Raw genomic sequence first — 22,426 nt, 5'->3', positions numbered from 1 at the left:
CACTCGCGGTCATCGACCGCTGCCCCCGCGGGGGCTGCCAGACAAGGGGAAGACTCATGGCGACCATGCATGTGAGCGACGCCAGCTTCGAAAGCGACGTCCTCAAATCCGACCTTCCGGTCGTGGTGGACTTCTGGGCCGAGTGGTGCGGCCCCTGCAAGCAGATCGGCCCCGCGCTGGAGGAAATCGCCAGCGAGATGAAGGGCCGCGTCAAGGTCGCGAAGGTGAACATCGACGACAACCCGAACGCGCCGTCGAAGTATGGCATCCGGGGCATCCCGACGCTGCTGATCTTCAAGGACGGCAAGATCGTCGAGCGCAAGGTTGGCGCCGATTCGAAGCGGGGCATCGCGAACTGGATCGAGGACGCGATCTGAGCCACCCGCCGGGCCGCCCCGGCGCATCGCGAGAGCCAGACCCGCCCCCGCGCATCGCGACGGGGGAGTTTTCCGTTCTACGGCCCGCGCGACCCGGCGGACGCCCCTGGCGACATGCGCGCGATCATCTCGCCGATGGCCGGGCGACGACATCCGGCGTCATTCTTCCCGAGCCCCACAGGTGCAACGCAGATGCCGCTCGCGCCGATACAGTTCAACGGGACGGGCGGATCATAGGGAAGAGCGGCGGCGCGCGCGCCCGGTATCGATCAGCCCGATCTGCTCGAACCCGTGACGCCTGTAGAGCGACAGGTTCGCGGGATTGGTCGATTCCAGATAGGCTGGCCTCCCATCCCTTTCGCATTGCCGCAGACCTTCCCCGAGCAGCGCCGACCCGAGCCCCTTGCCGTGACGTGACGGGTCCACGGCAATGAACGCGAGGTGCCAGCAGGGCTCGTCGGGGTGATAGCTGGCCATCTGTTCGAAGGTCGCGAACAGGGCATCATGCTTTTCGGGTGCAACCGTCTCCTGAAAGCAGGCAACGAGCTGCTCCTCGTCGGGATGCACACCGGGCGGCAGCCAGAGCGCACCCGCCGTGAATTCCTCGTTCCCGTAGGCCGCCCCGTGCTCGAACGCCCGGCCACCAAAGTGTTCGATCACCGAAGGGAAGTTTTCCAGATACGCTCGCGGCTCGGGGAAAAGCCAGCGAACGAACGGATCGGCGGCAAAGCCGAGAGCAAGACCGGAAACGACCTGCTCCGCCTCGCACCGGTTGGAGATGTGGAACATGGCGACCCGCGAGCAAAGCTCCGTGACCCACCCATATCGAATGGTCACGCCGCGGCGCCGACAAGTCAAACAGGATCTGACCTGACCCGGAGCGAGCTTACCGAATTGCGCAAGGCCGGTTCCCGAACTGCCCTCTTGGCGGCGCACTCGCCGCGGGCTAGCGTGACCACCATGCAGGATGATTTCGACACCGGCCGGCGCTGGCACGACATGGGCGGCTTGCCCGCGGGCGGGATCGACCGCGCGGGGCACGACTTCGCGCTGTGGGAGAAGCGGGTCGATGCGCTCGTCATCCTCTGCGGGGTCAAGGGCCTGTTCTCGGTCGACGGGCTCAGGCGCGCGCTCGAGGACATGGGGCCGCAGGCCTTCGAGGAGCGCACCTACTACGAGCGTTGGGTGCAGGCCTGCGCGCAGAACCTAGTCGAATGCGGCGCCATCACGCTCGAGGAGCTGAACGCCCGGATGGCCGAGATCGTCGCCCGCGGTTCCACCTATGGCGAGGCGCAGGGCCATGGCGAGACAGCGGGGGATGCGGCGTGAGCGGGCCGGGCCAGATCCTGCGTGCGGCTCAGATCGACGCGGCGGCGCGCGACTTCGTCCACTCGCTGCAGCCGGCGGCCGCCTGCCGCATCACCGATCTCTCGCGGCTCGCGGGCCATCGCGGGGCGGGGCTCAACATGGTGAGCGTGGCACCGGGCGGCCAGGCGTTCCCGCATCACCGCCACCACGCCGAGGATGAATGGACCTTCGTCGTCTCGGGCAGGGCCGCGGTGCGGCTGGGCGACGAGACGCACGACCTCGGCCCAGGCGATTTCGTGAGCTTCCCGGCCGGGGGCGAGGCGCATTCGATACGCAACGCCTCGGACACCGAGCCGCTCGTCTGCCTGATGGGCGGCAGCATCGTGCCTGCGGACATCACCGACTTTCCCGAGCTCGGCATGCGCGTGACGCGCAGCAGCGCCGGCCTCGAGGTGGCCGAGACCACCGCCTTCGGGCCTTTCAGCTTCCGGACCGGCGCCCGAGCGGCGGAGCGCGCGCCATGAAGCCCGTTCTGCCCGACGTCACGCCCCCCGGCTTCGCGCCGCCCTATCCGACCGCGGGCGGACGCTTCCGGCCCGGTCAGGCGGTGCGCGTCAAGCCCGGCATGTCGATCGGCCACCTGCGCACGCCCTTCTATCTGCGCGGCCGCACCGGGCGGATCGAGCGGATCTGCGGCGATTTCCACAACCCCGAGGAACTGGCCTACAACCATCGCCGCGGGAACCCGGTCACGCTCTACCGCGTGCGCTTCACCATGGCCGAGATCTGGGGCGGGACGGCCGAGCGTCCCGGCGACACGCTCGATGCCGAGATCTTCGAGCACTGGCTGGAGCCCGTCGATGCCGCATGACCACGATCACGACCATGGCCACGATCACGGGCATGACCATCACGGCCTCAGCCCATCGGGCCACCCCTACCGGCCGGACGACGACACGGCCCTGAGCCGCTTCCAGATCATGGAGATCGCGCTGCGCGAGATCCTGATCGAGAAGGGCATCACCACCGCGGCCGAGATCATGGCGCAGGTCGAGCGCATGGACGCCCGCTCCCCTGCCCTCGGTGCGCGGGTGGTGGCCCGCGCCTGGGTGGACCCCGCCTTCAAGGCGCGGCTCATGGTCGATGGTTCCGCCGCCTGCCGCGAGCTTGGCATCGAGGTCGATGCGCTCAAGCTGGTGGTGGTCGAGAACACGGCCGAGGTTCACAACGTCGTCGTCTGCACGCTCTGCTCGTGCTACCCGCGCAACCTTCTGGGATTGCCGCCCGACTGGTACAAGACCCGCGCCTACCGCTCGCGCGTCGTGCGCGAGCCGCGCGCGGTGCTGGCCGAGTTCGGCACGCGGCTGCCCGGGGACATGCGCGTGCAGGTCCACGATTCTACCGCCGACATGCGCTATCTGGTCCTGCCTGCCCGCCCCGCCGGCACCGAGGGGTGGACCGAGGACCGCCTCGCCGCTCTCGTCGGGCGCGACGCCATGATCGGGGTTGCGCTGGCCGGCGTACCGGAGGGGGCGCCCCCCGCATGATTGCCCGCATCGCCGCCGCCTCGGAGCGGCTGAGGCCCGAGACGCGCGGCGCGCTCGGCATGGTGGTCGCCACGCTCTTTTTCGTCGCCATGGATGCGATGGCCAAGGATCTCGCGGATCGCGTGCCGCCCCTGCAGGTCGTCTGGGCGCGCTACACCGGGCAGACGGCGTTCCTGATGCTGGTCTTCGCGCCGCGGCTGCGCTCGGTCCTGCGGACCACCAACCTGCGCATCCAGATGCTGCGCTCGGCGCTGCTGTTCGGGGTGACGATCCTCTACTTCACCTCACTCAAATATCTCGATCTTGCCGAGGCGGCGGCGCTGATCCAGCTCGCGCCCCTGATGATCGTGGGCCTTGCCGCGCTGGTGCTGCGCGAGCAGGTGGGCCCGCGGCGCTGGACCGGCGTGGTGCTGGGGCTGTGCGGCGCGGTGGTGATCCTCAAGCCCGGCGTGGGCGTGTTCCAGCCCGCGGCGCTGCTCGCGGTCGGCTCGGCCTTCTGCCTCGCTTGGTACCAGATCGCGACGCGGATGCTGGGACAGGCCGATTCGATCTGGACGACGATGCTCTACACCACGGGCTTCGGCACCCTCTGCGGCGCGCTGGCGCTGCCCTTCGTGTGGGTCACGCCCGACGCGGGGACGGCAATGATGCTCACGGTGATCGGGCTCGTGGGCTTCGTCGGGCATCTCTGCCTCGTCTGGGCGCTGGGGCAGGCGCCGGCCTCGCAGCTTGCGCCGTTCAACTATGCGGGTCTGGTCTGGGCCATCGCCTTCGGGATGATTCTGTTCGCCGAGGTGCCGCAGACCACCACGCTGATCGGCGCGGGCGTCATCGTTGGCGCGGGCCTCTACGTCTGGCATAGAGAGCGCGTGCGCAAGGCGCCCACCCCCGATTGAGCCCCCGGTAACCCGAGCCCGGAGCGATGAGAGACACCCCAGCCGCCACCCAGGGGACCGAGAGCCTCGGCCCGCGCATCGCGCGCCACGTCGCGGACCTCCTGCGCCTCGCCTGGCCGGTGATGCTGTCGCGCGCGGGCATCCTGCTGATGGCGTTCTGCGACATCGCCATGCTGGGCCGCTACGGCCCCGGCGCGGTGGGCGAGGCCAACCTCGGGCTTTCCGTCTTCGTCCCGGTCCTGGTGATCGCGATCGGCCTGTCGTCGGGCATCGCCCCGGTGGTGGCGCATGCCTTTGGGCGCGGCGACTGGGCCGAATGCGGGCAGGCCTGGCGGCGCGGCATGGTCTGGGCGGTGGTGATCTCGACCCTCGGCGCCTGGGCGGTGTGGCAGGGGGAATGGGTGCTGGCGGCGCTGGGCCAGTCGCCCGACTTCGCCGCCCCGGGCGGCGCGGTCGCGCAGGCGCTGGCACCGGGGCTGGTGGCGCAGACCGTCTTCGCCGTCTCGGCCTTCTATCTCGAGGCGACGCGCCGACCGATGGCGGGGCTCGTGGTCATGCTGTTCGCGAACCTTGCGAATTTCGGGCTCAACTGGCTGCTGATCTACGGCAATGCGGGCTTCCCCGAGATGGGCGCGGTGGGCGCCGCGCTCGCCTCGACCGTCGTGCGCTTCGGTGCGGCCGTCGCGATGGTCGGCATGATTCTGACGCAGCGCGAGGCCCGGCGCGCCGGCGTCACCGGCCCGCAGGAGACCTTCTGGGGCCCCGGCGGCTGGCGGGCGGGGTATCTGATGCGCAAGCTGGGCCTGTCGGCGGGGCTCTCCAACGGGTTCGAAACGGTGGGCTTCGCGACCATGAGCCTGTTCGCCGCGACGCTGGGCCCGCTCGCGCTCGATGCCTACTCGATCTCGCACAACCTCGTCTCGACGCTGTTCATGGTGGGCCTCGGGCTTGCGGTCGCGACCGGCGTGCGCGTGGGCATCGAGACGGGCCGCGGCCGGCCGGACGAGGCCGCCTTCGCCGGCTGGACCGGGCTGGGCGTGGCCTTCGTCACCATGGGAATCCTGGGCGCCGCGGTGTTCCTCGGCCGCCACCAGATCGCCGCCATCTACACCGACGACCCCGCGATCATCGCGCGGGCGGGCGCGCTCTTCATGTTCGCGGCCTTCGCGTTCATCCCCGACTCGGCGCAGGTGGTGATGGGCCAGGCGGTGCGGGCGCTGGGCGATGCCTGGGTGGCGATCGTTGCCTATATCCTCGCCTTCACGGTCCTTCTGATCCCGATGGGCTGGTGGATGATCAACCGCGGCGGCTGGGACGAGAGCGGGCTGCTGGTTGCCATCATCTTCTGCTGCGCCGTGGCGGTCGCGCTCCTGGCCTGGCGCTTCAGGGTGCTGACCCGCGGGGCGCGTGCGCCATGAGGCGGCGCGGGGGGATGGCGACCCGGGCGGGGGAATGGCTGGTCTATGCCCTTGGCCGCAGCTTCGCGGCGCTCACCCGCTTCGTGCCCCTCTGGCCGCTCGAAGGGGCGTTCGGCGGGCTTTGCGGGCTTCTGGTCATGGCCGTGCCGGGCTTCCGGCGCCGGGTAGGGGACAACCTTGCCCTAGTGCGCCCCGATCTCGACGCGCCGGCGCGCCGACGGCTCACGCGCGACGCGGCGGCCCAGTTCGGCCGGCTGATGGTCGAATATGCCCAGTTCCGCCGCTTCCTGCGCGAGATCGAGATCCGGGCCGAGGGGCTCGATCGGCTGGCCGAGGCCGCGGCCTCGGGCCGGGGCGCGGTCCTCGTCACCGCCCATTACGGCAACTGGGAGGCCGCCCGGATCGCCGCCCTGCGCGCGGGCATCGAGTGCGGCATCATCTACCGTGCCTTCAACAACCGTTACATCGACCGCCGCGCGATGGTGGTGATCCCCGAGGCCGGGCGCCCCGTGCTCCAGAAGGGACCGCGCGGCATGCGCGCCTTCCTCGAGCACGTCGAGCGCGGCGGCATCGCGATGGTGCTGATCGACCAGCGCAACACCGGGGCGCCCCTGATCCCATTCCTCGGCCATCCGGCCGAGACGGTGACCATCGCGGCCGAACTCGCGCGCCGCACGGGTGCGGCCCTGATCCCGGTCGTTGCCCGGCGCAACACTGCCGCGCGGCGCTTCGACGTGCGCTTCGAGCCCGAGGTGCCGCCCGCCGACCCGCGCGAGATGATGGCCGAGGTCAACCGCCGCATCGGCGCCTGGATCGAGGCCGACCCCACACAATGGTTCTGGTTCCATCGCCGCTGGAAGCTCCGGGGCAGCCTGCGTCGCAGCGGCGACAGGCGGCGTGCCACGCGGGATGGCGGGGGCGGTGCGGCGTCGGCCCGGCGCGGCGACAGGGATGGCTGAGGGCGCGGCAGCGGCGCTTTACGAGGTCGGGCCGTGCCTCGCAACGGCGAGGATGCGCCCGCCGCCGGGCTCCTGAAGCCAGATGGCGACGCCCCGCCCCGCCTCGGGCAGCGGCATCACCAGGTCGTCCTCGCCCACGGCGCTCACCGTCCCCAGCGCCTCGATCGAGCGCACGACGTTGTGGTAGGTCATCTGCCGGCCGGCGTTCTCTCCGCGCTCGATCTCGACCGTCCGCTCGCGGTCGTATTGCGCGAGCCAGACGACGCTTCCCTCGGGCGCGCCGCCCATCGCGTAGCGCAGGACCGCGCCCTCGGCCGTCAGCTCGATCCAGGCGGAGGGCGCATCGGCCCGCGCCGCGGCGATCGCCGCGTCGAGCTCGTCGGCGCGCGCGCCGCGCACCTCGACACGGCCGTCCACCACCATCTGCGGCGTGTAGACGTAGCGCGCGTCCCAGGCATCGCGATATTGCTTCTGGCGCTCGGTCACCTCGGGCATTCCGAAGGTGTCGCGCCAGCCCAGATAGTCCCAGTAATCGACATGCAGGCTCAGCGGCAGCACGTCGTCGCGCCCCACCAGCTCGCCCAGCAGCCGGTCCGCGGGCGGGCACGAACTGCAGCCCTGGCTCGTGTACAGCTCGACGAGGACCACGTCCCGCCCGGCCCGTCCGGGCGCCGCCACGCCACACAGCAGGATGGCAAGGGCGTAGAGAAGGACTCGGTGGCCGGATGCGATCATGCCGCGAGGATATGCAGCCTCGCGGCATCGTGCCAATCACCCTCGTGTTACGCCCCGTCATCCGGCGCGCAACGCCGGACCGATGCGGGCCGGGCCTGCGCGCCGCGATTCAGTGCAGCACGAACTCGTGTTCGACCATCCGGATCTCGGCGGGGCGCAGCAGCCGCGCATGCGCAAGCCTGACCGAGTGGATCGGCCCATCCAGCTCGCGCGTCCAGAAGTCGAGGAATTTCCGAAGGTTGGGGAACTCCGGGGCAACGTCGTAGTCCTGCCAGACATAGGTCTGGATGAGCGACCGCGCGTCGGGCATCCGGTAGAAGATCTCCGCCGTCGCGAGCGAATAGCCCTCGAGCTGGCGGCGGAAGTCGGGGTCGGGTCTCGTCATCTCGTGGTCCGTATGGCTGCTCCCTTCGCCGTTTGCGCGCCATGCCCGGCGTGCGTTGCGGCACGGGCCCGGACCGGTGCGGTAAGATCATGCTGCCATCGAAACATGGCGAAATGGTAGCGATAAATTTCATGGTCCCGGGCGAAAAGCTCTTGCGGGGGAAGGGGCTGGCGGCCCTCGTTCGACCCTGGCCGGAACCTGTCGGGGCAGGTGCCGCGGGCAGGCCCGCGCTCCGGGCCTAGGCCGGCAGGCCGGCGCGCCTCAGGGCCTCGGCCAGTGGTGTTGCGACGGCGGGAGCGATGTCGAAGGTCCGCTGCCAGCTCGTGATCGTGTAGTCGGGCTCGAGCTCCAGCACCTTCGCCGCCGCCATCCGGGCGGCTTCGGCCCGGCCGAGCACGGCATTGGCCGCGGCCAGCAGCACATGCGCCGAGCTCCAGTAGGGATTGGCCTGGAAGGCCCGGCCCGCGGCCTCGGCCGCCGCCTCGAACTCGCCGCGCTGGAAGCGGCCCAGCGTGATCGAGAACCAGGCGGCGTAGCCCAGCGGGTCGAGCGGGCTGAGGCGCAGCCCGCGCTCGCCCCAGTCCACCGCGCGCTCGGCATCGCCGGCAAAGGCCGCCATCACGCTGCCGAGGATGTAGGTCAGCGCGGTCGAGGGGCTGAGCGCCGCCGCCGCCTCGAAGGCCTGCCGCGCCGCCGCGCGGTCATGCCCGATCAGCCCGATGCAGAAGCCCCCCAGCGCAAGCGCCGTCGCGTCGTCGCGGCCATGCGCCAGCGCCGCGTGGGCATGGCGCAGGGCGCCGAGGCGGTCCTCCTCGCGGCCGCCGCCGCGGGCGAACCGGATCTCGTGCGCCCAGGCGGCGAAGCCATGCGCCAGCGCGTAGTCGGGCTCCTTCGCCAGCGCGTCCCCGAGGATGCCGAGCGCTTGCGACGCGCCCTCGGGCATCGCGGTATAGACATGGGGCAAGGCGCGCAGCACGAGGTCGTAGGCGTCGAGGCTGTCGGGCCGCCGGCGCTTCACGCGCTCGATCTCGGCCTGCCGCAGGCTGGGTTCGAGCGCGGCCACCACGCTCATGGTCAGCTCGTCCTGCAGGGCGAAAACGTCGTCGAGCGTCCGGTCGTAGCGGTCGGCCCAGACATGGCGCCCGGTCTCGGCCTCGATCAGCTGCGCGGTCAGTCGCAGGCGGCTCCCGGCCTGCCGCACGCTGCCCTCGAGCACGTAGCGCACGCCAAGCTCGCGCCCGGCTTCCTTCACGTCGACGGCGCGGCCCTTGTAGGCGAAGGTCGAATTGCGGGCGATCACGAACAGCCACTTGATCCGCGCCAGCCCCGTGATGATGTCCTCGACCATGCCGTCGGCGAAGTAGTCCTGTGCGGGATCGCCGCTCATGTTCTGGAACGGCAGGACCGCGACCGAGGTCCGCTCCGGTGCCGCCGCGGCCGGCGCCCCTGCCGCCCCCGCGCCGGCACGCGCCGCCCCGTCGGGACCCACGCGCAACGCGTAGAGCCGCATCGGCTCGGCCACGTTCTTGAGGCTGGTCTCGCCGAGATCGCTGATCGCCATCTCGAGCCGCGCGCGCACCTGCCGGTAGGCGTCCTCGGACAGGCAGATCGCCCCCGGCTCGGCCACGACCTCGAGGCGGGCGGCGATGTTGACCCCGTCGCCCATCAGGTCGCCGTCGGCCTCCTCGACCACGTCGCCCAGGTGGATGCCGATGCGGAACTCGATGCGCCGGTCGGGCGGCAGGCCAGCATTGCGCTCGACCATCGCGGTCTGGACCTCGATGGCGCAGCGCACCGCATCGACGACGCTGCGGAACTCGACCAGCGCGCCGTCGCCCGTGCGCTTGACGACGCGGCCCTGATGGATGGCGATGGTGGGGTCGATCAGGTCGCTCCGGAGCGACCTGAGCCGCGCGAGCGTGCGTTCCTCGTCGGCGCCCGCGAGCCGCCCGAATCCGACCACGTCTGCCGCGAGGATCGCCGCCAGCTTCCGTCGTTCGGCCATCGCAGCTTATCCCCCCGGCCCGGCTTCCATGGCCGACCCAGCCAAGCGCGAATCGACGGGCGACGCAACGCGGATGATGCCGGGCGCGCCACGCGCTGCCGTGGCGGACGCGAAAAGGGCGCCGCGGCTTCCCGCAGCGCCCCGTCGGATCTCGCTGGCCAGTTGATCAGGCGGCGAGGTTCCTCAGCACATAGTGCAGCACGCCGCCGTGCTCGACATACTCGATCTCGATCTCGGTATCGATCCGGCACAGGAGGTCGATCTCCTTCACCGTCCCGTCCTTGTAGGCGATCGTGGCCTTCACCGTCTGGCGGGGGCGCAGGTCGCCCGAGAGGCCCTTGATCGAGACCGTCTCGTCGCCTGTCAGGCCCAGCGACTTGCGGGTCTGCCCGCCGGTGAACTCGAACGGCACGATGCCCATTCCGACGAGGTTCGAGCGGTGGATGCGCTCGAAGCTCTCGGCGATCACGGCCTTGACGCCAAGGAGAGCGGTCCCCTTTGCCGCCCAGTCGCGCGACGAGCCGGTGCCGTATTCCTTGCCGGCGAAGATCACCAGCGGCACGCCCGCGGCCTTGTAGGCCATGGCGGCATCATAGATCGCCATCTGGCTGCCGTCGGGCCCCTTGGTGTAGCCGCCCTCGACGCCATCCAGCATCTCGTTGCGGATGCGGATGTTGGCGAAGGTGCCGCGCATCATCACCTCGTGGTTGCCGCGCCGGGCGCCATACGAGTTGAAGTCGCGCACCGGCACCTGGTGCTCCTCGAGATACTTGCCCGCGGGCGTCGTGGCCTTGAACGATCCGGCGGGCGAGATGTGGTCGGTCGTGACCGAGTCTGCCAGGAGCGCCAGCACCCGGGCGCCCTCGATGTCCTCGATCCGGCCCTTCTCGCGGCCCATGCCGACGAAATAGGGCGGGTTCTGCACATAGGTCGAGGTCGAGGGCCAGTGATAGGTCAGTCCGCCGCCCGCATCGATCGCCTGCCACTTGTCGTCGCCCTTGAAGACATCGGCATATCTCGACTGGAACGCCGCGCGCGTCACGGTGCGCTCGACCAGTTCGGCGACCTCGCGGGCGGTCGGCCAGATGTCCTTGAGATACACCGGCTTGCCGTCCAGCCCTTCGCCCAGCGGCTCGCGGGTGATGTCGAGGTTCATGTCGCCCGCGATCGCATAGGCCACCACGAGGGGCGGCGAGGCGAGGTAGTTCGCCCGCACGTCGGGGTTCACCCGCCCCTCGAAGTTGCGGTTGCCCGAGAGCACCGAGCAGGCGACGAGGTCGCCCTCGGCGATCGCCTTCGAGATCGGCTCGGGCAGCGGGCCCGAATTGCCGATGCAGGTGGTGCAGCCATAGCCCACCAGGTTGAAGCCGATGGCGTCGAGATCCTCCTGCAGCCCCGCGGCCTCCAGATACGCCGAGACGACCTGCGAGCCCGGCGCGAGCGAGGTCTTGACCCAGGGCTTGCGCGTGAGCCCCAGCGCGCGCGCTTTCCGAGCCACCAACCCCGCGCCGATCATCACGTAGGGGTTCGAGGTGTTGGTGCAGGACGTGATCGCCGCGATCACCACCGAGCCGTCGCGGATGGCGTAATCCGCCCCGTCGACGGCCTTGGTCTTGCGCGGGTCACTGGCTTCGGCCGCGACCGTGGCGCCGCCTTCGGCCGCCATGTCCTTGGCCCCGTTCGAGATGTCGGCACCGCGATAATCGGCCACGACCTTCAGGAACGCCGGCGCTGCCTCGCTCAGCAGCACCCGGTCCTGCGGGCGCTTGGGTCCCGCGAGCGAAGGCTCGACCGCGCCCATGTCGAGCGCGAGCGTGTCGGTGTAGACCGGCTCGTAGCCGGCACCGCGCCACATGCCGTTGGCCTTGGCATAGGCCTCGACCAGCGCGATGCGCGCCTCGTCGCGGCCGGTGGTCCGCAGGTAGCGCAGCGTCTCGTCGTCTACCGGGAAGAAGCCGCAGGTCGCGCCATATTCGGGCGCCATGTTGCCGATGGTCGCGCGGTCCGCCAGCGGCAGGTGGTCGAGGCCCTCGCCGTAGAACTCGACGAACTTGTTCACCACGCCCTTCTTGCGCAGCATCTGCGTGACCGTCAGCACGAGATCGGTGGCTGTGACGCCTTCCTTGAGGCGGCCCGTCAGCTTGAAGCCCACGACCTCGGGGATCAGCATCGAGATCGGCTGGCCCAGCATCGCGGCCTCGGCCTCGATGCCGCCCACGCCCCAGCCCAGCACGGCCATGCCGTTGACCATGGTGGTGTGGCTGTCGGTGCCGACCAGCGTGTCGGGATAGGCCACCTCCTCGCCCGCCTGGTCCGTGTCGGTCCAGACCGTCTGCGCGAGGTATTCGAGGTTCACCTGATGGCAGATGCCGGTGCCCGGCGGCACCACGCGGAAGTTGTCGAAGGCGCCCTGGCCCCATTTCAGGAACTCGTAGCGCTCGCCGTTGCGCTCGTATTCGCGCTCGACATTGAGCTGGAAGGCCCGCGGGTTTCCGAACTCGTCGACCATCACCGAATGGTCGATCACCAGGTCCACCGGGTTCAGCGGGTTGATGCGGTCGGGATTGCCGCCCAGCGACACCATCGCGTCGCGCATCGCGGCAAGGTCCACCACGGCGGGCACGCCGGTGAAGTCCTGCATCAGCACGCGCGCCGGGCGATAGGCGATCTCGCGGTCGGCCTTGCCGCCCTGCGCCGCCCATTGCGCGAAGGCCTTGATGTCGTCGGTCGTGACCGTCTTGCCGTCCTCGAAGCGCAGCATGTTCTCGAGCACGACCTTGAGCACGGCCGGAAGCTGCGAGAAGTCGCCAAGCCCCGCGCGCTCGGCCGCATCGATCGAGTAATAGGCGTAGGATCTGCCATCCACGCTCAACGTGCGGCGCGTCCTTGCCGTGTCGGTTCCGACGGTGATCGGCATCTCGTATCCCTCCCGGATCAGGCGTGTTCGCTCGCGGGCCCGCGGCACGCGATTGCCCCGCGACTCGGGGCTCGCGCCGGGGGGCTTAAGATGGACCCTCTATGCACAAAAAATTATCTTAAGACAACCCGTGCGCATGTCGCAGGTCCCGCCGCACCCCGCGGCACTCCGATGCCCGGAGGCGCGCCCGTCAGGATGCGCCCAGATGGCATCTTTGCAAAGCCCGGCAGCCTCTCTAACAGGGTGCGATGGAGCTCGTCCTCGAGAATCTGGCCTGCCGCCGCGCCGGGCGCATCGTCTTCCGCGGCCTCGACTTCCGGCTGGCCGCCGGCGAGGCCGCGAGCCTGCGCGGGCCGAACGGCGTGGGCAAGTCCACGCTGCTGCGCGTGCTCGCAGGGCTCATCCCGGCGGCCGAGGGCGACGCGCGGCTCGGCGGTATCTCGCTTGCACGCAGCCGCGGCGCGTTCCAGGAGAGAGTGGCCTATGCCGGCCACCTCGATGCCGTGAAGCCCGCGCTGGGCGTGGCCGAGAACCTCGCGATCTGGGCCGGGCTCCATGCCGCGGACCCCTCGCGCGTCGGCGCGGCGCTCGAGCGCTTCGGCATCGCGCACATCGCCGGCCACCCGGCGGCACAGTGCTCGGCCGGGCAGAAGCGCCGGCTGGGGCTGGCCCGGCTCATGGTGATGGACCGCCCGCTGTGGCTGCTCGACGAGCCCACCGTCTCGCTCGACGCCGCCGCCTCGGCGCTGGTCGCGGAACTCGTGCGCGAGCACTGCGCGGGCGGAGGCATGGCGCTGATCGCCACGCATATCGACCTCGGCCTAGGTGGTGGACCGGTCCTCGGGATGGCCCCCTTCGCCGAGGCCGCCGAGACCGGCGGCGCCGACCCCTTCCTCGAGGGGGCATGGTGAGAAGCCCCTTCGCCGCCCTCGTGCGCCGCGACACGCGGCTCGCGCTGCGCCTCGGCGGCGGCGGCGCGGTGGGGATCGCCTTCTTCGTCCTCGCGGTCGTGCTGATCCCGCTCGGCGTGGGGCGCGAGACGGCGACGCTCGCCCGCATCGCGGGGGGCGTGCTGTGGGTGGCAGCGCTGCTCGCGGCGCTGCTGTCGCTCGACCGGCTGTTCCAGGCGGATTACGAGGACGGCTCGCTCGACCAGCTGATGCTGGCGCCGATGCCGCTCGAGCAGGTGGTGCTGGCCAAGACCATCGCGCACTGGCTGACGACGGGCCTGCCGATGACGCTGATCGCGCCGGTCCTCGGCGCCATGCTGCAACTGCCTGACACCGCGCTGCCCGCGCTGGTGCTGGCGATGGCGGCGGGCACGCCAGCGCTCAGCTTCATCGGCGCCATCGGTGCCGCGATCACCGTGGGCGTGCGGCGCGGCGGCCTCCTGCTCTCGATCCTCGTGCTGCCGCTCTACATCCCGACACTGGTGTTCGGTGCGCGGGTGGTCGAGCATGCGCTGCTCGGCCTCTCGACCGCGGGGGTAATGGGACTCCTCGGCGGGCTCACGCTGTTCGCCGCAGCGCTCTCGCCCTTCGCCTCGGCGCTCGCGCTCAGGATCAACGCGCGCTGAGGCGCCTGCGGCACGGCGTATCAATGGGCGCGGGGACATTGCCGGGCGCCGCCGGACCGATTACCTAGGGCCTCATGTCGATCTGGCGCTATGCGAACCCGGCCGAGTTCATGCGGATCACCGACCCGCTGGTGGCGCCCCTGTGGGGGGCGGCGGCGGTGCTGCTGGCGGTGGGGCTGTGGTGGTCGGTGGCGCTGACGCCCGACGACTACCAGCAGGGCTCGACCGTCAAGATCCTGTTCATCCACGTCCCCGCCGCGATGCTGGCGATCAACACCTACGCGGTGATGGCGGTGGCCTCGGGCGTCGGGCTGATCCGGCGCCATCACGTGAGCTTCCTCGTGGCCAAGGCCGCCGCCCCGGTGGGCGCGGCCTTCACGGCGATTGCGCTGATCACCGGCGCGGTCTGGGGCCAGCCGATGTGGGGCACCTGGTGGGTGTGGGACGCGCGGCTCACGGCTGTCCTCATCATGTTCTTCTTCTACCTGGGCTACATGGCGCTCTGGGCCGCGGTCGAGGAGCCCGAGAAGGCCGCCGACCTCTCGGCCGTGCTCTGCCTCGTCGGCGTCGTCTTCGCGTTCCTGTCGCGCTACGCGGTGAACTTCTGGGCGACGCTGCACCAGGGCGCCTCGCTGAGCGTGGCCGAGGGGCAGCGGGTCGACGACGCCTTCCGCACGCCGCTGTATCTGATGATCGTGGCCTTCTACCTGTTCTTCGTCGCGATCCTCCTGGTGCGCGCGCGCACCGAGATCCGCGCGCGGCGCGCCCGCTCGCTCAGGCTGCAGGAGGCCCGCGCGTGATCGAGTATCTGACCACCGACCGCCATGCGCTCTACGTCGTCGCGGCCTATGGCGCGACGGCGGCGATCCTCGGCTGGCTGGTCTGGACCACCCTCGCGGCCAACGCCCGCGCGCGCCGCGAGATGCAGGACGCGGAACAGAGGCGCAAGCGATGACCGACGACGCGAACGACACGCCCAAGGGCGGCTTCCGCCTGTGGATGATCGTGCCCGCGCTGGGCGCGGCTTCGGTGATGGCGGTGTTCCTGCTGGGGCTCGAGCGCGAGAACCCGCGCGACCTGCCCTCGACCTTCATCGACAAGCCCGCGCCCGAATTCAGCCTGCCCCCGCTCTACGAGGGCCAGCCCGGCTTCTCGACCGCCGACCTGCGCACGCCCGGCGCCAAGGTCGTCAACATCTGGGCAAGCTGGTGCGTCCCCTGCCGGGCCGAGCATCCGATGCTGGAACAGCTCGCGGCCGAGGGGGTGACCATCCACGGCATCAACTACAAGGACGACCCCGAGAAGGCCAAGGCCTTCCTCGACGAGCTGGGCAACCCCTTCGCGCTGATCGGCGCCGACACCAGCGGCCGCACCGGCATAGAGTGGGGCGCCTACGGCGTGCCCGAGACCTTCGTGATCGATGGCCAGGGCCGCGTCGTCTACAAGCATATCGGCCCGATCGTTGGCGCCGATATCGAGAAGAAGATCCGTCCAGCCCTGGCCGAGGCTGCCAGCCGCTGAGGCTGGCTCAGCCGGTCAGCGCCTGCCCGACGATCCCCACCGCGAACCCGCCGAGTGCCGCGAGCGAGGGCGCCTGAGCGTTGCGCAGATGCGCCTGCACAGCGATGTCCTGGAACATCAGGAACAGGATGCCGCCCGCCGCGGCCATCATGATCGCCCCGGTCACGACCGGCAGCCCCGACAGCAGCAGCAGGCCCGCGAGCACGGCGACCGGCCCCAGCGCCGCGAGGCAGAAGAACAGCACCATGATGCGCCGGGCCGAAAGCCGCCCGTCCGCCCGCAGCTCGCGCCAGGCGTTGAACGCCTCGGGCAGGTTCTGGACGGCGATCAGCACCGCCAGCAGCCCGACCTCGGGCGAGCCAGTGGCGAGGAAGGCGCCGAGCGCCAGCGCCTCGGGCAGGAAGTCGGCGAGCATCGCGATGAACTGCGCGTGCGACCCGCCGCGCCCGCGATGCCCCCGCTCGATCGCCGCGAACAGGAGGCCTCCGCCCCCGAAGGCCGCAAGCGCGAGCCAGAGCGGCAGCACCTCCATCGCCTCGGGGACCAGCACCAGGGCGACCGCGGCAACCAGTACGCCGCCCCCGAAGGCGATGACGCTGTGGCGCACCTCCTGCTCCAGCCACTTCCGCTGAAAGCCGGGAATGCGCCCGAGCGCCCCGCCCAGCGGGATCGTCAGCCCCACCAGCAGGCCGTAGAGGATTGCGCGCGCGATTTCGTCCATGCCGCCGAGCCTACCGCCCGCGGGCGCAGCGGCAAGCGGGATCTCAGCCGCGCTCCTCGATCATGTGGCGCCTGAGCAGCGGCAGTTGCAGGGCGGTGAACCCCATGGTCAGCGGCAGGTTGCCGAAGGTCTTGAAGCTCACCCAGAACTCGGTCGTCTGCGTGCGCCAGACCGCCTCGTTCAAGAGCGCCATGAACAGGAAGAACACCGCCCAGCGCCGGGTGAAGATCATCCAGCCGCGGTCGTCCATCGGGATCGCCTCGCCCATCAGGTACTTGATGTAGCTGCGCCCCTGCATCAGCCCGATGCCCAGCGCGATGGCGAAGAGGCCGTTCACGATGGTGGGCTTCATCTTGATGAAGGTCTCGTCCTGCAGCCACAGCGTCAGCCCGCCGAACACCGCGACGACCACGCCCGTGACCACCGCCATCCGCGGCAGCCGGCGGGTCAGCCACCACGAGGCCGCAAGCGACGCCGCGATCGCCACCATGAAGGCCGCCGTGGCGACGAACAGCGGCCCCGACGCCGAGGCCAGCGCCGCCTCGCCGGTGGCGCGCGCCATCAGGTCGTGCAGCGGCCCGATGTCCAGAAGTTCGCGCCCGTAGCGGAACACGAGGAAGAACACCACGAGCGGCCCGAGTTCGAGCGCAAGCTTGAGGAAGGACGACGGTTCGGCGGGTGTCCGGGTCTCGGCGGTCATGGGCCAGATGTAGCGGCGCCGTGGCCGCATGTCACCCACCCCGCGACAGCTTGTTCAGCCGAACTCGACCAGCATCGCGCCCGTGGCGATCAGCCCGATCAGCCCCAGCCGCAGCGCATCGATGCGCTCGCGGAACACCAGCACGCCGATGGCGGTGGCGAAGATGATCGAGGTCTCCCTCAGCGCCGCCGCCTCCCCCACCTTGTCGAGCCGGGTGGCCAGCATGATCGCGCCGAAGCTGACGAAGGCGATGATCGCGCCGAACACGCCGCGCACCGCCAGGTCGAAGGGCTCGGGACGCCGCTCGGGCGGCATGGTCCGCCAGCGGTGGAGCGCAACGAAGGGAAAGCCGAAGCCGCCCAGCACGAAAAACCAGGCGAGGAAGGTGAAGGGGTTCTCGGCCAGCCGGATGCCATAGGCGTCGACGATGGTGTAGACCGCGATCATGCCGCCGGTCATCAGCGCGACCCCGATCGCCTGCCTCAGGCCGTGCAGCGCCGCGATGTCGACGCGGCGCGCCCTCAGGTTCGCCGCCGCGAGCCCCCAGATCGAGGCAGACAGCAGCGCGAGTCCCGCCCATTGCACCGGCCCCAGCCGCTCGCCGAAGATGAACACCGCCCCCACCGCCGTCGCCAGCGGACCCGTGCCGCGCGCGATCGGATAGACGAGGGTGAAATCGCCCTTGTGGAAGGCCGTGCTCTGCAACCATTCATAGAGCAGGTGGATGAGGTAGGTCAGCGCCAGCACCTGCCAGACCGCGGCCGAGGGCAGCGGAAAGACGAAGAAGGCAAACGGCATCGCCATCAGCGAATAGGCCGCGTTGATCGCGCCGCGGTTCAGGTAGGGGTCGGCGCCCCCCTTGTTGATCGCCCCGAAGGTCGCGTGCGCGAAGGCCGACAGAAGCGCCAGCGCCAGCGCCAGCACGCCACCTTCGGGCGTGCCCGCCATGGTCACGATCATCTCGCTCACGAACGACCCCCGTCGCCCTGCCCCGGCACCGCGAACCCCGCCGCGGCCAGCCGCTCGCGGAAATAGGCCTCGACGGCGGCGGCCACCGCCTCGACGCCGCAGCCGTGGAAGGCGCCCGAGTGATCCGCGCCGCAACCGGGGGTCACCAGGCGCAGGCTCTCGGGGAAGCGGGCGGTCAGGAAACCAAGCTGATCGGGCCGGTTCCAGGCATCGTTGCTGAAGGCGACCAGAAGCCCGGTGATGCGCTCCGCCGCCGTCATTTGCCCCCATAGCGCGGCCTGCTCGCCCTCTCCGATGCCCTCGCCGCGCATCATCCCCTCGCCGCGGCCGAAGCAGGCGGGGGCGAAGAGGATGCCGGCGTTCATCGCCTCGGGCGCCGCGCCCAGCGCCATCAGCGAGGCGCAGGAGCCGCCGGACTGCCCCGCCACGAAGATCCGTCCCGCCGGCACACCCAGCGCCCGGAAACGCGCGACCAGCGCCAGGATCTCGTCGCGCCGTTGCAGGGCGAAATGCGGCGTTCCAGGCTTCTGGGTCGAGCGGGTGCAGAGGTAATACACCCGCGTGCGGCCGATGCGCTCCAGCCGGATGATCGCCGGCGGCGGGAAGTAGAGCGAGCCGAGGCAGGAGGGCGGGCCCTCCATCGCCTCGGTGTGATGGTTCCAGATGATGATGTTGGTCTCGGCCGGGTGATCGACGCGCAAGGCCAGCCGGTCCGACCACCACCAGGTCCAAGGGGCGACATCGGCATGGTCGTTGACGAAGCCCGAAGCCATCATCGAGCGCCGGTCCTCGGACGGCGGCGCCGCGATCCAGGCGGGCGGCATCACCGCCATCGCGCCCGCGGCGACGATCAGCAGCAGGAACAGCGCGCCCAGAGACCTCAGGACCGCCCGCTGCCCCACCGCCGCCCCCTCAGTCGCCGAGGCCGGTCAGCGCGCGGGCGAACTCGTCGGGCTCGAAGGGCGCGAGGTCGTCAATCCCCTCGCCCACGCCGATCGCGTGGATCGGCAGCCCGAAGCGGTCGGCCAGCGCGACCAGCACGCCACCCTTTGCGGTGCCGTCGAGCTTGGTCATCACCAGTCCCGAGACATCCGCGATCTTGCGGAAGATCTCGACCTGGCTCAGCGCGTTCTGCCCCGTCGTGGCGTCGAGCACCAGCACCGTGTTGTGCGGCGCCTCCGCGTCCTTCTTGCGGATCACGCGGACAATCTTGGCCAGTTCCTCCATCAGGTCCTGACGGTTCTGCAGCCGGCCCGCTGTGTCGATCAGCAGCATGTCGGCGCCCTCGCGCTCGGCCCGTTCCATCGCCTCGAAGGCCAGCGAGGCGGGGTCCGAGCCCTGCGGCGCGGTCATCACCGGCACGCCCGCGCGCTTGCCCCAGACCTGCAACTGCTCGACGGCGGCGGCGCGGAAGGTGTCGCCGGCGGCGATCACCACCGATTTGCCCGCCGCGCGCAACTGCGAGGCGAGCTTGCCGATGGTCGTGGTCTTGCCCGACCCGTTGACGCCCACCACCAGCACCACCTGCGGGCGCCTCGCGTAGATCGGCAGGGGCTTTGCCACCGGCGCGAGGATCGCCGCGATCTCGCCCGCCAGCGCCGCCTTGATCTCGCCCGCGCCGACGCGCCGACCGAAGTGCTTCTCGGCAAGCCGGGCCGAGAGCTTTATCGAGGTCTCGACCCCCATGTCGGCCTGGATCAGCACCTCCTCGAGGCTCTCGAGCATGGCGTCGTCCAGAACCCGCCTGGCCTCGGCCGACTTCGCCCCGAAGGCGCGGGCGATGAGGCCGGGCCGTGGTTGCGGCGCCGCCGCATCGGTCCCGGCTCGCGGCGCCTCGGCGCCGGAGACGGCCTCCGCGGGCTCGGGCCCGCCGACCCGCTCCTTCCCCGGCGCTTCGGCCGGTGCAACGGCCAGCGCGACAGGCGCCTGGGCGCGGGCCTCGGGCTCGGCCGTCCCGCCTTCCTCGACCAGCGCCCCGATGCCTTCGTCGAGCTTCGACGACGACTTGAAGAGCCGCTCTTTCATCTTCTTGAAGAAGGACATCGGGCCGCCTCGTTTGGGTTCTGCACGTCCCTTAACGTTTTCGCGCCGCCGAGAAAAGGCGGCGGGGGCGCCACGTTGTCGAAAGGACCCCGGTCGATGCGCTCCCCGGCACCGCCGCGAGGCTCGCGGCTCAGGCGGCCGACAGCCGCTCCGTCTCGCCGTCGGCGCCCGCGATCTCTGCGCTCACGATCTCGCCGACCGGCTGGTCGGCGGCGAAGGCGACCTCGGCAAAGCCCTCGGTCCGGCCAAGCCGCGGGCGCTCCATCAGCACCCGCTCGGTCGCGCCGATGCGGCCCGCGAGATAGGCCGCCACCCGCTCGGCCCCTGCCGCCCGCAGACGCGCCGCGCGCTCGGCCCGCAGCGCCCTCGGCACCTGCGGCATCCGCGCGGCCGGCGTGCCCTTGCGGGCCGAGTAGGGGAAGACATGCAGCCAGGTCAGCCCGCACTCCTCCACCAGCCTGAGCGAGTTCTCGAACATGCCATCGGTCTCGGTCGGGAAGCCCGCGATGATGTCGGCGCCAAAGACGATGTCCGGCCGCCGCGCCCGCATCTCCTCGCAGAAGCGGATCGCGTCTTCACGCAGGTGGCGCCGCTTCATGCGCTTGAGGATCATGTCGTCGCCTGCCTGCAGGCTGAGATGCAGATGCGGCATCAACCGTGCCTCGGATGCCATGGCATCCACCAGCGCCGCGTCCGCCTCGACGGAATCGATCGACGAGATCCTCAGCCGGGCGAGGTCGGGCACCATCCTGAGAATCCGCTGCACCAGATCCCCCAGCGGAGGTCGCCCCGGCAGGTCGCCGCCCCAGGATGTGAGGTCGACCCCGGTCAGCACCACTTCGGCAAAGCCCCGATCCACCAGCCGCCGGATCTGCTCGACCACCACCCCCGCCGGCACCGAGCGGGAATTTCCCCGGCCATAGGGGATGATGCAGAAGGTGCAGCGATGGTCGCAGCCGTTCTGCACCTGCACATAGGCCCGCGCCCGCGTGCCGAAGCCGTCGATCAGGTGCCCCGCGGTCTCGCGCGCCGACAGGATGTCGTCCACCTGCACCCGCTCGGTGCGGCCCACGAAGTCGGGGGTCGCGAGCGCGCGCCAGGTCTCGCCCCGCATCTTCTCGAGGTTGCCGATCACCCGGTCGACCTCGGGCATTGCGGCGAAGGTCTGGGCCTCGGTCTGCGCGGCGCAGCCGGTGACGATCAGCGTGGCGTCGGGGTTCTCTCGCCTCAGCTTGCGGATCTGCTGGCGCGCCTGACGCACCGCCTCGGCGGTCACGGCGCAGGTGTTGACGACCACCGCGTCGCCGAGCCCCGCCTCGGCCGCGAGATCGGTCATCGCCTGGGTCTCGTAGGCGTTGAGCCGGCAGCCGAAGGTGACGAAGACGGGCGGGCGCGCGCTCATGCCCCCACCCCGGCGAGGAAGGCGGGCGAGAGGCGCCCCTCGAAGACCTCCGACACCGGGCCGGTCATTAGCACATGCCCGTCATCGCGCCATTCGAGCTCGAGTTCGCCGCCGTCGAGCTCGATCGTGACCCGCCGGTCGAGGAGCCCCTTGCGCACGCCCGCCACGACCGTCGCGCAGGCGCCCGAGCCGCAGGCCAGCGTGATCCCCGTGCCCCGCTCCCAGACCCTCAGGCGCAGGTTGTCGCGGCTTCGCACTTCGGCGAACTCGACATTCGTGCGCTCGGGGAACAGGGGGTGATGCTCGATCCGCGGCCCGATGGCGGCAAGGTCGATGGCCGCCACGTTTGGCACGAAGAAGACGCAGTGCGGATTGCCCATGCTGACCCCGCCCGGCGCGCCGTCGAGCGGCAGGCTCACCGTGTCGCAGGCCTCGGCCAGCGGGATCTCGCGCCAGCCGGTGCGTGCCGGCCCCATGTCGACCGTCACCCGGCCGTCGGGCAGCCGGATGGCGCCGAGCCGCCCGTTCCCGGTCAGCATGGCGGTGTCGGCCCGTCCGGTCTCGGCCATCAGCAGATGTGCCACGCAGCGCGTCGCATTCCCGCAGGCGCCCGCCATCGTCCCATCGGCGTTCCAGAACTCGACGCTTGCATCGGCCCCCTCGGCGCCGCGGATCACCGCGAGCTGATCGAACCCCACGCCGCGGTGCCGGTCGCCCAGCGCACGCGCGAGCGCAGGCGTCACGCCATCGCCCCGCGCGTCCCGCGCGTCGATGATGACGAAGTCGTTGCCGAGCCCGTGCATCTTGCGAAAGCCGAGGCTCGGAGACGCGCTGTCGTTCCCGGTGCTCATGCGCGAGCATATAACGCCAGACGCCGCGCTGCACCAGTGCGCCCCGCCCCTTGACCCGAACCCGCCCCGGCCCTAGGGTCCGCGCCGTCCGCGGCC

At 70.7% G+C, this 22,426-nt stretch carries 25 protein-coding genes; 13 read left to right on the top strand and 12 right to left on the bottom strand.

Annotation, left to right across the window (positions count from 1 at the left end; genetic code table 11):
* The first annotated feature begins 56 nt into the window (after positions 1–56).
* Positions 57–377 (top strand): thioredoxin, encoded by a 321-nt coding sequence (gene trxA, locus M1105_RS05685; RefSeq protein ID WP_249579374.1) that lies wholly within the window; start codon positions 57–59, stop codon positions 375–377.
* Positions 378–608: 231 nt separating this feature from the next.
* Here the strand turns inward: trxA and M1105_RS05680 are convergent, their stop codons facing one another.
* The gene (locus M1105_RS05680; protein WP_249579373.1) at positions 609–1,166 is read right to left on the bottom strand and encodes a GNAT family N-acetyltransferase; all 558 of its coding nucleotides are present in this window, start codon (positions 1,164–1,166) and stop codon (positions 609–611) included.
* A 171-nt stretch (positions 1,167–1,337) separates the two neighbouring features.
* On the opposite strand from M1105_RS05680, the gene M1105_RS05675 reads away from it, so the two are divergent.
* Genes M1105_RS05675 through M1105_RS05645 form a run of 7 tightly spaced genes read left to right on the top strand, consistent with a single transcriptional unit; the run spans position 1,338 to position 6,505 of the window.
* Positions 1,338–1,706 (top strand): SH3-like domain-containing protein, encoded by a 369-nt coding sequence (locus M1105_RS05675; protein ID WP_249579372.1) that lies wholly within the window; start codon positions 1,338–1,340, stop codon positions 1,704–1,706.
* Positions 1,703–2,209 (top strand): cupin domain-containing protein, encoded by a 507-nt coding sequence (locus M1105_RS05670; protein ID WP_249579371.1) that lies wholly within the window; start codon positions 1,703–1,705, stop codon positions 2,207–2,209. Before M1105_RS05675 ends, M1105_RS05670 begins: the two co-directional genes overlap by 4 nt.
* Positions 2,206–2,556, top strand: a complete 351-nt coding sequence (locus tag M1105_RS05665; protein ID WP_249579370.1) for an SH3-like domain-containing protein — start codon at positions 2,206–2,208, stop codon at positions 2,554–2,556. Before M1105_RS05670 ends, M1105_RS05665 begins: the two co-directional genes overlap by 4 nt.
* Positions 2,546–3,232, top strand: coding sequence for a nitrile hydratase subunit alpha (nthA, locus tag M1105_RS05660; protein ID WP_249579369.1), 687 nt, complete (start codon positions 2,546–2,548; stop codon positions 3,230–3,232). The genes M1105_RS05665 and nthA overlap by 11 nt, the downstream gene beginning before the upstream one ends.
* Positions 3,229–4,128, top strand: coding sequence for a DMT family transporter (locus M1105_RS05655; protein ID WP_249579368.1), 900 nt, complete (start codon positions 3,229–3,231; stop codon positions 4,126–4,128). Before nthA ends, M1105_RS05655 begins: the two co-directional genes overlap by 4 nt.
* 26 nt (positions 4,129–4,154) lie before the next feature.
* Positions 4,155–5,546 (top strand): MATE family efflux transporter, encoded by a 1,392-nt coding sequence (locus tag M1105_RS05650; RefSeq protein ID WP_249579367.1) that lies wholly within the window; start codon positions 4,155–4,157, stop codon positions 5,544–5,546.
* Positions 5,547–5,560: 14 nt separating this feature from the next.
* On the top strand, positions 5,561–6,505 hold the full coding sequence (locus tag M1105_RS05645; protein ID WP_249579366.1) for a lysophospholipid acyltransferase family protein: 945 nt from the start codon (positions 5,561–5,563) through the stop codon (positions 6,503–6,505).
* Positions 6,506–6,523: 18 nt separating this feature from the next.
* Here M1105_RS05645 and M1105_RS05640 read toward each other — a convergent pair whose 3' ends face one another.
* From M1105_RS05640 to acnA, 4 genes are all read right to left on the bottom strand, one after another.
* Complete coding sequence (locus M1105_RS05640) at positions 6,524–7,240, bottom strand: DUF1223 domain-containing protein (protein WP_249579365.1); 717 nt, start codon at positions 7,238–7,240, stop codon at positions 6,524–6,526.
* Between the two features lie 109 nt (positions 7,241–7,349).
* Positions 7,350–7,625, bottom strand: coding sequence for an usg protein (locus M1105_RS05635; RefSeq protein WP_249579364.1), 276 nt, complete (start codon positions 7,623–7,625; stop codon positions 7,350–7,352).
* A 238-nt stretch (positions 7,626–7,863) separates the two neighbouring features.
* Complete coding sequence (locus M1105_RS05630) at positions 7,864–9,630, bottom strand: adenylate/guanylate cyclase domain-containing protein (RefSeq protein ID WP_249579363.1); 1,767 nt, start codon at positions 9,628–9,630, stop codon at positions 7,864–7,866.
* Positions 9,631–9,796: 166 nt separating this feature from the next.
* Positions 9,797–12,547 (bottom strand): aconitate hydratase AcnA, encoded by a 2,751-nt coding sequence (gene acnA / locus M1105_RS05625; RefSeq protein WP_249579362.1) that lies wholly within the window; start codon positions 12,545–12,547, stop codon positions 9,797–9,799.
* Positions 12,548–12,795: 248 nt separating this feature from the next.
* Here acnA and ccmA point away from each other — a divergent pair, with 248 nt between their 5' ends.
* From ccmA to M1105_RS05600, 5 genes are all read left to right on the top strand, one after another.
* Complete coding sequence (gene ccmA, locus M1105_RS05620; protein WP_249579361.1) at positions 12,796–13,458, top strand: heme ABC exporter ATP-binding protein CcmA; 663 nt, start codon at positions 12,796–12,798, stop codon at positions 13,456–13,458.
* Positions 13,452–14,123: a heme exporter protein CcmB gene (ccmB, locus tag M1105_RS05615; RefSeq protein WP_249579360.1), complete on the top strand. Its 672-nt coding sequence runs from the start codon at positions 13,452–13,454 to the stop codon at positions 14,121–14,123. Before ccmA ends, ccmB begins: the two co-directional genes overlap by 7 nt.
* A gap of 74 nt (positions 14,124–14,197) precedes the next feature.
* Positions 14,198–14,923, top strand: coding sequence for a heme ABC transporter permease (locus M1105_RS05610; protein WP_249579359.1), 726 nt, complete (start codon positions 14,198–14,200; stop codon positions 14,921–14,923).
* The gene (gene ccmD, locus M1105_RS05605; RefSeq protein ID WP_249579358.1) at positions 14,920–15,078 is read left to right on the top strand and encodes a heme exporter protein CcmD; all 159 of its coding nucleotides are present in this window, start codon (positions 14,920–14,922) and stop codon (positions 15,076–15,078) included. The genes M1105_RS05610 and ccmD overlap by 4 nt, the downstream gene beginning before the upstream one ends.
* The gene (locus M1105_RS05600; protein WP_249579357.1) at positions 15,075–15,644 is read left to right on the top strand and encodes a DsbE family thiol:disulfide interchange protein; all 570 of its coding nucleotides are present in this window, start codon (positions 15,075–15,077) and stop codon (positions 15,642–15,644) included. Before ccmD ends, M1105_RS05600 begins: the two co-directional genes overlap by 4 nt.
* 7 nt (positions 15,645–15,651) lie before the next feature.
* Here M1105_RS05600 and M1105_RS05595 read toward each other — a convergent pair whose 3' ends face one another.
* From M1105_RS05595 to dapF, 7 genes are all read right to left on the bottom strand, one after another.
* Positions 15,652–16,365: a ZIP family metal transporter gene (locus M1105_RS05595; RefSeq protein WP_249579356.1), complete on the bottom strand. Its 714-nt coding sequence runs from the start codon at positions 16,363–16,365 to the stop codon at positions 15,652–15,654.
* 43 nt (positions 16,366–16,408) lie between these two features.
* Positions 16,409–17,095, bottom strand: coding sequence for a septation protein A (locus tag M1105_RS05590; protein ID WP_249579355.1), 687 nt, complete (start codon positions 17,093–17,095; stop codon positions 16,409–16,411).
* Between the two features lie 24 nt (positions 17,096–17,119).
* Positions 17,120–18,034 carry an EamA family transporter gene (locus tag M1105_RS05585; RefSeq protein WP_249579354.1) on the bottom strand — a complete coding sequence of 305 codons (915 nt, stop codon included), beginning with the start codon at positions 18,032–18,034 and terminating at the stop codon, positions 17,120–17,122.
* The gene (locus tag M1105_RS05580; protein ID WP_249579353.1) at positions 18,031–18,936 is read right to left on the bottom strand and encodes a hypothetical protein; all 906 of its coding nucleotides are present in this window, start codon (positions 18,934–18,936) and stop codon (positions 18,031–18,033) included. Before M1105_RS05580 ends, M1105_RS05585 begins: the two co-directional genes overlap by 4 nt.
* Before the next feature lie 10 nt (positions 18,937–18,946).
* A complete protein-coding gene (ftsY, locus tag M1105_RS05575; RefSeq protein ID WP_249579352.1) occupies positions 18,947–20,077 on the bottom strand; it encodes a signal recognition particle-docking protein FtsY in 1,131 nt (376 codons plus the stop codon).
* Between the two features lie 130 nt (positions 20,078–20,207).
* Positions 20,208–21,479 (bottom strand): tRNA (N(6)-L-threonylcarbamoyladenosine(37)-C(2))-methylthiotransferase MtaB, encoded by a 1,272-nt coding sequence (mtaB, locus tag M1105_RS05570; RefSeq protein WP_249579351.1) that lies wholly within the window; start codon positions 21,477–21,479, stop codon positions 20,208–20,210.
* Entirely contained in the window at positions 21,476–22,330 is an 855-nt protein-coding gene (gene dapF, locus M1105_RS05565) for a diaminopimelate epimerase (protein WP_249579350.1), read from the bottom strand. The genes mtaB and dapF overlap by 4 nt, the downstream gene beginning before the upstream one ends.
* Between the last annotated feature and the right edge of the window lie 96 nt (positions 22,331–22,426).

Source organism: Thermohalobaculum sediminis (genome assembly GCF_023487995.1).
Classification (GTDB): domain Bacteria; phylum Pseudomonadota; class Alphaproteobacteria; order Rhodobacterales; family Rhodobacteraceae; genus Thermohalobaculum; species Thermohalobaculum sediminis.
This window is presented reverse-complemented; position numbering and strand designations above follow the sequence as displayed.